We start from the raw sequence: 13,173 nt of genomic DNA, 5'->3' as shown, positions 1-13,173 counted from the left end.
ATCTGCGCTAGGCCGGGCCGCATCGACGTGGATGCGACATTTCTACTTTGCTGAGAGCGCGACATTCGAACTTGGTTGCAACATCTGTTGTGGCAGCTATTGAGGCGACCCAGAGTATCGGTTCGCAGGCGTGCGACCGCGGTCAAGTCGTTTCGCTGCAAGCACTTAGTAGCCGTTGTCGAAGATCCGAATGACATCAGGAACATCGGAACGGTAATTCGAAACGCAAACGCTCTCGGCGTTGAAAAAGTCTACATCGTCGATCCACGCAAAGCCACTTCCCAGTGACTGGCAGCAAATGCGCCAGCGGAGGTCGCTTTCCGAAACGTCTGTATCGGCTGTCAAATGGACGTTTGTGAAACGCTTCGACAGCACCGACGCCTGCCTCAACCATCTGGAAAAGCAGGGCTTTGTGTCCGTCGTTACCTCACCGCATATAAAGGGAAAGACCAGCGTCTTTCTGCATGAGGGGGACTATACGCGGCACAATGTGCGTAGCAATCCCAATGTTCGGAATGATCGAGAGCCTAAACCTCGGAACTAGTTCGGGTATCGTTCTCTACGAAATCGCGAAACAGCGACGCGAGTATCAGAGCAAATACCGCCGCGGTAGACGGAAGGGAGAACGCGCGGAGCCACTACCTACTGTAATGCGTCGTGAAATTGACGGCTTGGCTTCGAGCGAAACCGAAGAACAGGCTAACGGGCAAAAATGACCGCACCCGACCGGGCACCGGCCGGACGCTCAGGTCCGTGACAGGAAGCGCGTTACTGTCGCATTCTAACTTGCCGGCACCCTGCCCTGAAATGGCTCGATGCGACATTTCTACTTTGCACAGATGGTGACTTTTCAAACTGCGGGAACATCTGTTGTAGCAGCCGTCGCCACACCCGCAGTTCAAGGGTCGCGTTGAGCGGGCCGGTCAGCCCCTGCAGGATCGGCGTGTGAAGGAGTTGCGCCTTCGCTTGCATCAGCACGATCATGGCAGCGAAGGCCTATGCCGTCGAGTTCCATGCAGGGCAGCACATCCCTGCCCTGCATCGACATTCGACAAGCTGCGCTCGGTTCACAGATGGGAGATCGTGGAGAACAATCACACGCAAGGCTGTCGGCCCTTGATGCCGGCGATAGCTGGCATGTCGACGGACATCATGAAACCTTTTAATTTTTGGCCCGTTATCGCGGTTATGTCCGGGGCCAAATTCAAGCGGAAATCGGTCGAGGGTGCCAAACCGCGCGGTGCTGAAAAGTCGCGTCCGGAAAAGGCCTCGGCGGTCGAAGCCGTGCCCGAGCCCGACGGCCAGGCCGCGCCCGAGGTCAACGGCCAGTCCGCACCGCCGCCAGAGGTTGTCGAACCCAGTCCAGAACTGACGCCCGAAGAGGCGGAGCAGGCGCGCAAGCGATATTTGCTGCGGCGCTTCTGGATCAGCGCGCGCGGCTACTGGGGCCGCAGCGGCGATCGGCTCGCCTTGCCGTTCACGATCGGACTGTTGATATTGATATGCGTCAACGTCGGCTTCCAGTATGGGATCAATCGCTGGAACCGCGCGATTTTCGACGCCCTCGAGCAGCGTGATGCCCACACCGTTTATGTTCTAAGCGCTGTTTTCGTGCCGCTCGTGCTCGGAAGCGGGAGCCTTGTCGTCGCGCAGGTCTACCTGCGCATGACGATCCAGCGCCGTTGGCGTTCCTGGCTAACCACCGCGGTCATCGCGCGCTGGCTGGCCAACGGCCGGTACTACCAGTTGAACCTCGTCAGCGGCGACCACCAGAACCCAGAGGCCCGCATGACCGAGGATCTGCGCATCGCCACCGAATCCCCGGTCGATTTCACCGCCGGCGTCCTCAACGCGTTCCTGTCGGCCTCGACCTTTATCGTCGTGCTGTGGACCATCGGCGGCGCGCTCACCCTGCCGATCGGCGGCGAGAGCATCACCATCCCCGGCTTCTTGGTGATCACCGCAATGATCTATGCCGCCATCACCTCCACCTCGATGGTGGTCATCGGCCGCAACTTCGTCCAGCTGTCCGAGCGGAAGAACCAGGCAGAGGCCGAACTGCGCTACACGCTGACTCGCGTGCGCGAAAACGGCGAGAGCATCGCCTTGCTCGGCGGCGAGGAGGAGGAGCGCAGCGGCATCGACAGGAATTTCGGCCATGTGCTGAGGCAATGGGCGCTGCTGACCGGCCAGCACATGCGCACGGCGGCGGTGTCGCAGGGATCGAGCCTATTCGCGCCGGTCGTGCCGATTTTGCTTTGTGCACCGAAGTTTCTCGAAGGCTCGATGACGCTCGGACAGGTGATGCAGGCTGCCTCTGCCTTTGCCATCGTGCAGGGCGCATTCGGGTGGCTGGTCGACAACTATCCCCGTCTCGCCGACTGGAACGCCTGTGCTCGGCGCATCGCCTCGCTGATGATGTCGCTCGACGGGCTCGAGCGCGCCGAGCAGAGCGACGCGCTCGGACGCATCAGCCGCGGTGAAACCGAAGGTGGTGCCATACTGAGCCTGGACGATCTCTCCGTGACGCTCGACGACGGCACCGCAGTGGTCAAGGAAACCGAGGTCGCGATCGAACCGGGCGAGCGGGTGCTGGTGGCCGGCGAATCCGGTTCGGGCAAGAGCACGCTGGTGCGGGCCGTCGCAGGCCTGTGGCCGTGGGGTGGCGGCGGCGTCAATTTCCGTGCCGGCAGGCGCCTGTTCATGTTGCCGCAACGCCCCTACATCCCCTCCGGGACGCTGCGCCGCGCGGTTGCCTATCCCGCTGCCGCAGACAATTGGACGCTGGATAAGATCAACGCTGCCCTCGACAAGGTGGGGCTAAACTATCTCGCCGACAGAATCGAGGAGGACGCGCCATGGGACCAGATCCTGTCGGGCGGCGAAAAGCAGCGGCTCGCCTTCGCGCGTCTACTGCTGCACACACCCGATATCATCGTGCTCGATGAAGCAACGTCGGCACTCGATGAGAAGAGCCAGGACAAGATGATGGAGATGGTCATCCACGAATTGCCTGACGTCACCATCATCAGTGTGGCACATCGCGCCGAGTTGGAAGCCTTCCATAGCCGCAAGATCACATTGGAGCGGCGCGAGGGCGGCGCAAAGCTTGTCAGCGATATCGATCTTGTCCCGCGCAAGGGCAGACGGAACTTGCTCGGGCGCGCCTTGTGGGGCTCCGGCGCGTCAAATCGAAAGGCGGCACGACCTTAGATAATACGGCCAGATAATACCGCGGGATAAGGTGGCGGTGAGCGCTGTGGCTTTTGCGCAAACCTTTTTGTCCGACGTGCGTTGTTCCTTCTCGAAACCGAGGAGACAAACATGCAGATGAAGTCGCAGACATCAGGCGAAGCCGCCAAGCAACGGCATATCCAACGCGGCATTGACGCCAAGGACAAAGCCAAGGGCAACGGCAAGGCTCAACGTGCAATGCAAGCCGGCGCCCGCAAATATCCTGAGCCGCCCTTTCCCGAGCAGCATCAGCCCAAGCCGGGGCATGAATGGGCGATTGAGCCCCCTCCTCTCTACGATGCGCCCTATTACCTGGGGTCGAAAAAACTCGACGACAAGGTAGCGCTCATCACAGGTGGCGATTCCGGAATCGGCCGTTCGGTGGCCGTGCTGTTTGCCCGCGAGGGCGCGGACATTGCGATCGTCTATCTGGCCGAAGACAAGGACGCCGAAGAGACCAAGGCGGCCGTCGAAAAAGAGGGGCGGCGCTGTATTCTGATAAGGGCCGATGTCAGCGAACGCAAACACTGCCACAACGCGGTGGAGGTCACGGTGCAGAAATTCGGCCGGATCGATGTGCTGGTCAACAACGCTGCTTTCCAGATACATTCCAGCGATTTCAGCGACCTGACCGAGGCACATTTCGACACGACGCTGAAGACCAATCTCTATGGCTATTTTCATATGGCGCAGGAAGTGGTGCCGCATATGAAGCCAGGCTCGGCTATAATCAACACCGGCTCCGTGACCGGCATTGAAGGTTCAAGGCAGCTCGTCGACTATTCGATGACCAAGGGCGGCATTCACGCATTTACGCGCGCGCTTTCGGGCAACCTTATCGGCAAGGGAATTCGGGTGAACGCCGTTGCGCCAGGCCCGGTGTGGACACCGCTCAATCCATCGGACAAGGAAGCAGACGACGTCTCGAAATTCGGTGCGGACACGCCGATGAAACGGCCTGCACAGCCGGAAGAGCTCGCACCCGCGTATGTGTTCCTCGCCTCGCCACATTGCTCGAGCTACATTACCGGCGAAATCTTGCCGGTGGTCGGCGGTTACTGACATGAGGACAAAAGACACTGACGTGTGATGACCACAGAGTGAGACGGATAGTCCGGGAAATAGCGAAATCTACACGTCACGCGCCGCACGATAGCGAGACGCTAAGGCAGCAAATCGATGGTGCCGGGAGTCGACCCGGCGCGCTGACGATTGCTTCAATTTTTCGGGGAACAATCGCGGAGCCGGATGAAGATCCGCTTATTCCCCTGCGTTGCCGAGGCGGTGTCCTCCGCAGGATTGGATCATGTTGGATCGGCCGGCCAGCCGTCGCGACGACTGGCCGAACCGAGTAGCCTCACTCGGCTGCCTGCAGGTTTACCTTGCTTTCCGCGATTTCGGTGAGCTTGCGATCGGTCGCCTGTTCTTCCTTCAGGTTCTTGGCCAGCACGTTGGCGCAGTCGCTGCGACCAAGCTGCTTGGCCCAGGCGATGAGCGTGCCATAGCGGGTCATTTCATAGTGCTCGACGGCCTGCGCCGAGGCTATCAGCGCCGCATCGAGAACCTCCCTGTCGTCGACGTCGCCGCTGACGTCGTCGGCTTCCTCGAGAATGCCGTCGATTGCTGGGCAGTTGACCTCCTTGGCCTTAACGCCATGCAACTCGAACACCTGCTCGACGCGCTCGATATGGCCCCTGGTCTGGTCGAGATGCTTTTCAAATCCGGCTTTCAATTGCGGGTCGGTTGCCTTGTCGATCATCTTCGGCAGCGCTTTCTCGATCTGCCTTTCGGCGTAGTAGATGTCGCGCAGCGTGTGTACGAAGAGATCGTCGAGTGTCTTGATGTCCTTCGAAAAGAAGCCCATGGCCTCGCCTTTCATTGTTATCAAGGTTGATTTCGGCTGCGGTTTTTGCCCGCCGCCTGCGAAAGCCGGGACTCGTCCCGGCTTGCTGGTCAACGTGCCGGTACCGGAGGAGTTCCTGGTCTCCGGGGCGAAACCGTTACTCCTTTTTCGAAACGCCGCGATCCGCGTCCGATGGGAGCCTTTGTGTCGATCACACGTTCTAACCGGAATGCAAACCGGAACGGTGAAAGGTCGGCAGAATGTATTTCATTGCGTTGGCGACGGACTACGATGGCACGCTGGCTCATGACGGGACAGTCTCCAGGAAGACCCTCGCTGCCCTTGAACGGTTCAAGAAAAGCGGCCGCAAGCTGCTTCTCGTGACCGGGCGCGAACTGCCCGATTTGAAGCATGTTTTTTCCGAAATCGGCCTTTTCGACAAGGTCGTCGCCGAGAATGGAGCGCTGATCTACACGCCCGCCAGTGAGGAAGAACGGGTGATTTCGCCGCCGCCGGAACCCAAATTCGTTGCCAGGTTGAAGAAGCAGGGCGTCAAGCCGCTTTCGGTCGGGCGGTCGATCGTCGCAACCTGGGAACCCCATCACGCCACCGTGCTCGAGGTCATCAAGGAGCTGGGGCTGGAGCTGGAAATCATCTTCAACAAGGGCGCGGTGATGATCCTGCCGAGCGGCATCAACAAAGCCACCGGACTGGCTGCGGCACTACAGGATCTTCGGCTTTCGCCACACAATGTGGTGGGCGTCGGCGACGCCGAGAATGACCATGCCTTCCTGCAGGCGTGCGGCTGCAGCGTCGCCGTCGATAACGCAATTCCCGCTGTCAAGGCCACAGCCGATCTGGTCATGCGTGGCGCACGTGGGAAGGGCGTGGAGGAACTGACCGACAGACTGATCAAGCGTGATCATGAGATCGTGCCGAGGCGCCATGACGGCATCGTTCTCGGATCGGCCGGCGGCAACGAGATTTATTTGTCGCCGACCGATACTGTCCTCATTGCCGGCAGTTCGGGCATCGGCAAATCCACTTTGGCCACCGCGCTGACGGAACGCTTCATCGAGACCCGGTTTCAGTTCTGCGTCTTCGATCCCGAGGGCGACTATGACGGTCTCGAAGGCGCCGTTCGGCTGGGAGACGGCTCCAGCGCGCCGACAAAGGCGCAAGTGCTGGATCTTATCGCCAAGGCCGAAAGCAATATCGTCGTCAATGGGCTGTCCCTGCGCGTCAATGAGCGACCGGATTTCTTTGCCGACCTGCTGCCTGGCCTCGGCAGTTTCCGCCGTCGCACAGCGAGACCGCATTGGCTCCTTATCGACGAAGCACACCATCTCCTGCCCAAGCGGCGCGACGATACGCGGGCAGTCCTGTCGTTGGAATTGCCTGGCACGATCTTGATCACCGTTCACCCGGAAGCGATCTCGACCGACGCGTTGCGCCTGGTGACAGCCATCATTGCGCTTGGCCCCAAGGCGAAGGACGTCGTGAAGGTCTTCTGCAAAGTGACCGGCATCGAGCCGCCTAAGGAGATCTCCTCGCCCAAGGGCGAGCGCGTGTTGTTCTGGCGGCCGCAGAAACGCAAGAAATTCGCCATGGTCAAGGTGATCGAGCCACGCCAGTCGCTCAAGCGGCACAGCCGCAAATATGCCGAGGGACAACTCGATGAGGCGGGCAGTTTCTATTTCCATGGCCCCGACGATGCGATGAATCTCAGGGCCCACAATCTGATGATTTTCGCCCAGATGGCCGAGGGCATAGACGACAAGACCTGGGAGTTTCACCTGCGCGCCGGCGACTATTCCAAATGGTTCCGCCAACAGATCAGAGACAAGGACCTGGCACGCGAAACAGCCGAGGCGGAAAAGGACGAAACGCTTTCAGCCGAGCAAAGCCGCAAGCGGGTACTCGACGCGGTTCGGCGGCGATATACGGCGCCCGCCACGGCGCCGGAATGAGGCGGAACGACGCCGGCGCCATTGGTTCCGTACGCGGAACTTCTCCTCAGTCGGGTAGCGCGGCGACCGCGATTATTTCAACAACGATGTCGGCTTGCGCAAGCGCCGCAACCCCGATCACCTCCGAGGGTGGCGGATTGTTATAACTACAGTGTTTCGGGCAATGCTCGGCAAAGAACTGGTCCAGCACGTCGAGGCGAAAATTCGGAGAACTCAGGACGCCGCCATCGGGAAATGGCCCTTTGATGAAGAAGGTCAGCCGAATGAGATAGTCGAGCGCGCTGCCGAGTTCCTCCAGATCTGATTTGATGTTCGTCAAAACTTCGCGCCACTGTGCCGCCGCATCGCCAGCGAAGCCACCTCCCCTTTTGCCGGCTGGGTCATAGTCGTCGGCGGTTGCCGTGTTTCCGCAAAGGTAGACAAATCCCTTTGCTCCGGTAACGACCGTACCTTTTCCCCACGGCATCAACCGGCCGTTCTTGAATTTCTTATGGGTTACGAGTTCCATGTTCCTGTTCGGCGCCGTCGCGCCCCTGATCATCAGGCGATCAAATCATCTATTCTAATCGGCAGATCTCGAATGCGCTTGCCCGTGGCATGATATACGGCGCTCGCGACAGCGGCCGCCGTCCCGACATTGCCGAGTTCCCCCAATCCTTTGACGCCGGCTGGATTGACGTCCAGATCTATCTCCGGAACAAGGATGACGTCGACCTGTTTGACGTCCGCGTTGACCGGCACCAGATAATCTTGCAGGTCACGATTGACATAGCGGGCGTTGCGCCGGTCGATTTCCGTCGCCTCGTGAAGGGCCTGGCCAATACCCCAGATCATGCCGCCCATCAGTTGGCTGCGCGCGGTGCGCGTGTTCATGATACGCCCCGCGGCAAAGGCACCGACGATGCGCGGCACGCGGATTTCGCGTGTGTAACTGTTGACGCGGACTTCAACGAACTCGGCGCCAAAGGCATATTTCACCGAGTCCTCGTCCTGATCGCCACCGTGGAATTCCGCCTGCCCGGCATAGAGTTTCTTCAGTGCTTCCGGCGTCGAACCCTTTGGGGCAAATTCGGCATATTCTTCTATCGCACCGATCTGCATCGCCTTGAAGACATCCGACAGCTTGGCGGATTTGCCGCCGCTGGCCACGATCTTCTCCTGCTCCATTTCCAGCTTGGCATTGCCGGAACCAGCCAATGGCCCGTCTCCAGCAACGGCTGCCGCGAAAAGTTTTCCGCGCACGGCGTCACAGGCCTTCAGAACCGCCGAGCAGACGCTGGCCGTCGAAATCGAGCCGCCCGAGACCGGCGCCGGCGGCAAGGCGCTGTCGCCCATCTCGACGCTGACCTTGTCCATCCCTATCCCAAGACGTTCAGCCGCCATCTGGCCTGCCACGGTGCGCACACCGGTGCCGATCTCGTGCGAGCCGCACTGAACGCGAACCTGGCCATCGGCCGTCAGGCGGACACGAGCCGCACATGGCGCGCTGGCCGTTGGATAGATGGCGGTCGCGCAACCCATGCCGACCAGCCAGTCGCCGTCGCGCATCGACCCAACCGCGGCATCGCGCTTCGACCAGCCAAAGGCTTGCGCAGCCTGGTCGTAGCATTTGACCAGCGACCGGCTGGAGAACGGCTTGCCGCCGATCGGCTCTTTTTCAGGCTCGTTGACACGCCGAAACTCGACGGGATCCATCCGGAGCGCCACGGCCATTTCGTCCATGGCGTTTTCGAGCGCGTAGACATAGGGCGTCTCGGGCGGCGAGCGCATGTAGCCCGGTGTGTTGCGATCGGCATGGACGAGCGAGATGTGAGTGAGCACCGAGCCATAGTTGTACATGCGGCCGGTGGCTGACGTGCCGCCGACGACATAAGAGTCAGGTCGCGATGTCACCTCCCAGCCCTCATGTCCGAACGCCGTGATGCGGCCGTCCTTGCCGGCGCCTATGCGGATTCGATGCCGCGTCTCGGCGCGATAGGTCTGGGTGTTGAATGCCTGCATGCGGCTGACGACGCAGCGCACCGGCCGTCCGACGCGACGCGCGGCAATCGCGACAATTGCCGTGCGAGCGGTCATAGGTCCCTTGGAGCCGAAGGCGCCGCCGACATAAGGGCTGACAATCCGCACATTGGCGGGATCGATCTTCAACTGCCGGGCGAGTTCGATTTTCCAGCCGGTGACATTCTGGCTTGGCTCTTGGATGGTGAGTTGATCGCCTTGCCATATCGCCGTGGTCGAAAACAGTTCGATCGGATTGTGATGTTGGGTCGGCGTCGAATATTTTTGGTCGATCTTGACGGCAGCGGATGCATAGGCGGTGTCGAAGTCGCCGACTTTGACATCCTCCTTCAACATCGGGCTCTTGCCGGCCGCCGGTTCCACCTTCGCGCCTTTGGAATCGAAGCTGGCGCTGGGCGGGTCGTCTTCGTAATCGGCGCGGATCAACATCGCCGCTTCTTCCGCCGCCTCGAATGTCTCGGCAACAACCATCGCGATGATCTGGCCGTCGTGGAAAATTGTCCTGTCATGCAAGGGTGCTATGGAGCTTGCACCGGTGTTGCCAAATTTCGGCTTATCGGTCTTGTCCATGTCGCCATAGGTTATGATATCCAGCACTCCGGGGACCGCCCTGGCGTCATCCGTGTGGAGTTTGGAAACCTTGCCTCGAGCGATGCTGCTGGTTGCAAGGGCACCATATGCAACATTGGCTGTGGCGATGTCGGCCGGATAGTTGGCCTGCCCGGTAACTTTCAATCTGCCGTCTATGCGGACAACCGGCTCGCCTTGGTTTTCTTTTGGAACTGGCGCGGCTTGGTTCATGGTTCAGACCTTCATGTCGCGTGTTTCGAACAGCGCTCGCACCAGGGTGCGCTTTCCGAGCGGCACCTTGAACGCATTGTGTTCGCGCGGTTTGGCATCGGCAAAAGCGGCGTCGGCAGCCTTTTCGGCCACGTCTTCTTCCATCACCTTGCCTTGAAGCGCGGCCTCCGCCGCCCTCGCCCGCCATGGCACGGTCGCGACCCCGCCTAGCGCTATGCGCGCTTGTCTGACGGTGTCTCCGTCCATGTCCAACGCAACGGCCGCGGAGGCGAGCGCGAATGCATATGATTCGCGATCGCGTATCTTCAGGTAGCGCGAGCGGCGGCTCCATGCTTCGAGCGGAACATCGATGGCGACGATGACTTCATCGGCGGCCAGATCCGTCTCGATGTCGGGCGTGTCGCCGGGAAGCCGATGCAGTCTTGCGAACGGGATCTTGCGCGGGCCATGCCGTCCCTCCACTTCTACGACCGCATCGAGAGCAATCAGGGCCTGTGCGAAATCGCCATGATAGGTAGCGATGCAGGCATCGCTGGTGCCGAGCACGGCATGCTGGCGGTTGAACCCTTCCATCGCGGCACAGCCGGAACCGGGCTCACGCTTGTTGCAAGCCCAGGAGGTTTCACGAAAATACTCGCATCGAGTGCGCTGCAGCACATTGCCGGCAAGGCTCGCCATATTGCGAAGCTGGCCGCTGGCGGCAAATTTCAGGCTATCGGCAAGGAGCGGACACCTATGCTTGACGTCATTGTTGTCAGCTGCTTCTCCCATCCGGACCAGCGCACCGAACCGGATGGTGTCATCGGTTACCCTGATCTGCCGCAGGGCAGGCTCGGCAAGAGTGTTGAGGTCGAGCAGTCGCACAGGCTGCGCGACGCCAAGCTTCATATGGTCGGCCAGATTGGTGCCGCCAGCGATGAATTGGGTGTTGGCCTGTGTTGGCGCAACATGCCTGGCGTCGACGTGGGAAGCCATGGCGATCGCCACCGAAACGCTCGTTGGTCTTTCATAGACGAAAGGACGCATTTCTAGGCCCTCCTGATCTCGTCACGCGCCTGGACGATCGCCGCGACGATGTTGGGATAGGCCGCGCACCGGCAGAGATTTCCGCTCATATACTCGCGGATGTCATTGTCCGACCCGGCATGGCCTTCGTCGATACAGCCGATGGCGGACATGATCTGGCCCGGCGTGCAGTAGCCGCATTGAAAGGCATCATGGTCGACAAAGGCCTGCTGCATCGGATGCAGTTCTCCGTTAGCTGAAGCCAGGCCTTCCACCGTCGTCACCTCCCGGCCTTCGTTCATGACAGCGAAGCTCAGGCAGGAGAGCACCCGCTTCCCATCGACAAGAACGGTGCAGGCACCGCATTGGCCGTGGTCGCAACCTTTCTTTGTTCCGGTCAGGCCAACATGATCACGCAGTGCGTCGAGTAGGCTCGTGCGATTGTCGAGTGCGAGGGTGTAGGCCTGCTTGTTGATCCGCATCGAAATCGTCGACAGATCGCGCGGCTCGGCCGCTTTGGCGGTCGGTGACTCGGCGGCTTTCGTCGACGTGGCTACAAGGGGCATTGCCGCTGCTGCCGAAACAGAGCCCGTCATGAAGGTGCGTCTGCTCAGGCCGCCGGGACTTGTGGAATTAGACATGGCTGGTTCCCAACTGGCTGAGGTCTCAAGCGGACCAAACTGCTCGCGGGAAACAAAGTTCCGTCCTCACATCGCTGTGATCGCTTCTTTTGCGGGGCGGTCACGTGGAACTTCACCAGCAACGCGGTGGTTGTCTTCGTCAGGCTCCAACGAAGGAGACGAGCATGAGCAGTGACCAGAGCGATCGACGCAGCGATCAGAAAGAAGGCCCTGTCTTTTCGGCTGAACAGGCGCGGCAAGGCGAGATCATCTTGCGGACCCGCACACGCCGTATCATCTTCGTCGCAGGCCTCGTCGGTATTGTGATCCTCATAGCGGTGGTGAGATTCGCTGTCGGCTGAATGGCTTCGGCTGCAATCCCCGAAAAATGCCAACTGTCACGCTGGCCTGTTCGTCAGGAACTTTTGTGAACAGCTGCCGTTGACCCGAAAAAAGCGGTCGGCGCCTTTGCTTGAGAGTTCTCCCGTGGACGCGAAAACCGAAACCAAAGAACCAGACAAAACCAGAGATCCGCGCGGGGCTTCGAGCAGGGCCAGATCGGATGCGTCGGCAAAACGCAAGGGCGATGCGGCGCAGCCCGGCACTCCGGAGCGCGAAGCGCGGGACAAGGGGGCGGATAACCAAAAGCCCAGCCTCCAAAGCTTCCCCCGGCGGCACCCTTACATATCCATTACAATCCTGATCGTGCTGTCGCTGGCCGCCGGGGGAATGACCATGTGGTGGCTGAACGCACGCCAATATGAATGGACGGACGATGCCTTCATCGACGCCCGCACGATAACCATCGGCGCCGAAATATCGGGACGTATCACCGACCTGGCGGTGACCGACAACCAACCGGTCAAGGCGGGCGACGTCCTGTTGCGCATCGATGACAGCGACTATCAGGCCGGCCTCAAGCAAGCCGATGCCGGCGTAACCTCGGCGCAAGCCGACATTGTCGAGATGAGGGCTCAGATTGAAGCCCAAAACGCAAAGGTCGATGCAGCGCAGAAGCAGATGGCGCAGGCCCAGGCGGCACTCGATTTCGCCAAGGCCGAGGACCAGCGCAACCGTGACCTTCTGGCCAAGGGCACAGCGACCCAACAGCAGGCACAGCAGGCAGCGTCGACGCTGCGCCAGGATCAGGCTGCTCTCGATAGTGCTGTGGCCAATGTGGCTGCTGCCAAGAGCCAGATCGTTGTCTTGCAGGCACAGGTCAAGAGCGCCGAAGCCAAACTCGATCAGGCCAAGGCGAGCCAGGACCAAGCGCGCACAACACTGTCCCGCACCACTATCACGGCACCGGTTTCCGGACGAGCAACCAGCATCTCGGTTGCCAACGGTTCCTATGCCCAACCCGGCCAGGTGCTGATGATGTTTGTACCCGACGAGGTTTGGGTGAAGGCCAACTTCAAGGAAACTCAGCTCGATCTGATGCGGCCGGGGCAGCCGGTCGACATCGACATCGACACCTATCCGGAGAGATCCTTCCATGGCCGCGTCGACAGCATCCAGGCGGGCAGCGGCACCGCCTTCAGCCTGCTGCCGGCAGAAAACGCCACCGGCAATTTCGTCAAGGTGGTGCAACGCGTGCCGGTGAAGATCGTCTTCGACAAACCACCTGGCGTGCTGCTGGGCCCGGGCCTGTCGGTGGTGCCGGCGGTCAAGGTGCGATGAG

11 protein-coding genes are annotated in these 13,173 nt (G+C 60.4%); 6 read left to right on the top strand and 5 right to left on the bottom strand.

Annotated elements, in window-relative coordinates; translation table 11 throughout:
• The first annotated feature begins 75 nt into the window (after window positions 1-75).
• From NKJ90_RS33565 to NKJ90_RS21580, 3 genes are all read left to right on the top strand, one after another.
• Entirely contained in the window at window positions 76-288 is a 213-nt protein-coding gene (locus NKJ90_RS33565; protein WP_502904928.1) for a TrmH family RNA methyltransferase, read from the top strand.
• Between the two features lie 900 nt (window positions 289-1,188).
• The gene (locus tag NKJ90_RS21585) at window positions 1,189-3,213 is read left to right on the top strand and encodes an ABC transporter ATP-binding protein/permease (RefSeq protein WP_352486749.1); all 2,025 of its coding nucleotides are present in this window, start codon (window positions 1,189-1,191) and stop codon (window positions 3,211-3,213) included.
• Between the two features lie 111 nt (window positions 3,214-3,324).
• Window positions 3,325-4,296: an SDR family oxidoreductase gene (locus tag NKJ90_RS21580; RefSeq protein ID WP_023757837.1), complete on the top strand. Its 972-nt coding sequence runs from the start codon at window positions 3,325-3,327 to the stop codon at window positions 4,294-4,296.
• 295 nt (window positions 4,297-4,591) lie between these two features.
• Here NKJ90_RS21580 and NKJ90_RS21575 read toward each other — a convergent pair whose 3' ends face one another.
• On the bottom strand, window positions 4,592-5,098 hold the full coding sequence (locus tag NKJ90_RS21575) for a YciE/YciF ferroxidase family protein (RefSeq protein ID WP_352486746.1): 507 nt from the start codon (window positions 5,096-5,098) through the stop codon (window positions 4,592-4,594).
• A gap of 239 nt (window positions 5,099-5,337) precedes the next feature.
• Here NKJ90_RS21575 and NKJ90_RS21570 point away from each other — a divergent pair, with 239 nt between their 5' ends.
• Window positions 5,338-7,047, top strand: coding sequence for an HAD family hydrolase (locus tag NKJ90_RS21570; protein WP_023757839.1), 1,710 nt, complete (start codon window positions 5,338-5,340; stop codon window positions 7,045-7,047).
• A 46-nt stretch (window positions 7,048-7,093) separates the two neighbouring features.
• Here the strand turns inward: NKJ90_RS21570 and NKJ90_RS21565 are convergent, their stop codons facing one another.
• From NKJ90_RS21565 to NKJ90_RS21550, 4 genes are read right to left on the bottom strand one after another with little or no spacing between them, the layout of a single operon-like run.
• A complete protein-coding gene (locus NKJ90_RS21565; protein WP_023757840.1) occupies window positions 7,094-7,555 on the bottom strand; it encodes a RidA family protein in 462 nt (153 codons plus the stop codon).
• 32 nt (window positions 7,556-7,587) lie between these two features.
• Window positions 7,588-9,867: a xanthine dehydrogenase family protein molybdopterin-binding subunit gene (locus tag NKJ90_RS21560; RefSeq protein WP_352486745.1), complete on the bottom strand. Its 2,280-nt coding sequence runs from the start codon at window positions 9,865-9,867 to the stop codon at window positions 7,588-7,590.
• A gap of 3 nt (window positions 9,868-9,870) precedes the next feature.
• Complete coding sequence (locus tag NKJ90_RS21555) at window positions 9,871-10,893, bottom strand: FAD binding domain-containing protein (RefSeq protein ID WP_023757842.1); 1,023 nt, start codon at window positions 10,891-10,893, stop codon at window positions 9,871-9,873.
• A gap of 2 nt (window positions 10,894-10,895) precedes the next feature.
• Window positions 10,896-11,513, bottom strand: a complete 618-nt coding sequence (locus NKJ90_RS21550) for a (2Fe-2S)-binding protein (RefSeq protein WP_023757843.1) — start codon at window positions 11,511-11,513, stop codon at window positions 10,896-10,898.
• 164 nt (window positions 11,514-11,677) lie between these two features.
• On the opposite strand from NKJ90_RS21550, the gene NKJ90_RS21545 reads away from it, so the two are divergent.
• The gene (locus tag NKJ90_RS21545; RefSeq protein ID WP_023757844.1) at window positions 11,678-11,854 is read left to right on the top strand and encodes a hypothetical protein; all 177 of its coding nucleotides are present in this window, start codon (window positions 11,678-11,680) and stop codon (window positions 11,852-11,854) included.
• Between the two features lie 124 nt (window positions 11,855-11,978).
• Entirely contained in the window at window positions 11,979-13,172 is a 1,194-nt protein-coding gene (locus tag NKJ90_RS21540) for an HlyD family secretion protein (RefSeq protein WP_352486743.1), read from the top strand.
• Window position 13,173: the final 1 nt, after the last annotated feature.

The sequence above is a fragment of the Mesorhizobium sp. M0051 genome (genome assembly GCF_040323235.1).
Taxonomy (GTDB): Bacteria; Pseudomonadota; Alphaproteobacteria; order Rhizobiales; family Rhizobiaceae; genus Mesorhizobium.
This window is presented reverse-complemented; position numbering and strand designations above follow the sequence as displayed.

What these genes read in the sequence shown, in the direction of transcription:
- NKJ90_RS21585 (WP_352486749.1), top strand. Translation starts at nt 1,189, where the DNA reads ATGTCCGGGGCCAAATTCAAGCGGAAATCGGTCGAGGGTGCCAAACCG.
- NKJ90_RS21580 (WP_023757837.1), top strand. Translation starts at nt 3,325, where the DNA reads ATGCAGATGAAGTCGCAGACATCAGGCGAAGCCGCCAAGCAACGGCAT.
- NKJ90_RS21575 (WP_352486746.1), bottom strand. Translation starts at nt 5,098, where the DNA reads ATGGGCTTCTTTTCGAAGGACATCAAGACACTCGACGATCTCTTCGTA.
- NKJ90_RS21570 (WP_023757839.1), top strand. Translation starts at nt 5,338, where the DNA reads ATGTATTTCATTGCGTTGGCGACGGACTACGATGGCACGCTGGCTCAT.
- NKJ90_RS21565 (WP_023757840.1), bottom strand. Translation starts at nt 7,555, where the DNA reads ATGGAACTCGTAACCCATAAGAAATTCAAGAACGGCCGGTTGATGCCG.
- NKJ90_RS21560 (WP_352486745.1), bottom strand. Translation starts at nt 9,867, where the DNA reads ATGAACCAAGCCGCGCCAGTTCCAAAAGAAAACCAAGGCGAGCCGGTT.
- NKJ90_RS21555 (WP_023757842.1), bottom strand. Translation starts at nt 10,893, where the DNA reads ATGCGTCCTTTCGTCTATGAAAGACCAACGAGCGTTTCGGTGGCGATC.
- NKJ90_RS21550 (WP_023757843.1), bottom strand. Translation starts at nt 11,513, where the DNA reads ATGTCTAATTCCACAAGTCCCGGCGGCCTGAGCAGACGCACCTTCATG.
- NKJ90_RS21545 (WP_023757844.1), top strand. Translation starts at nt 11,678, where the DNA reads ATGAGCAGTGACCAGAGCGATCGACGCAGCGATCAGAAAGAAGGCCCT.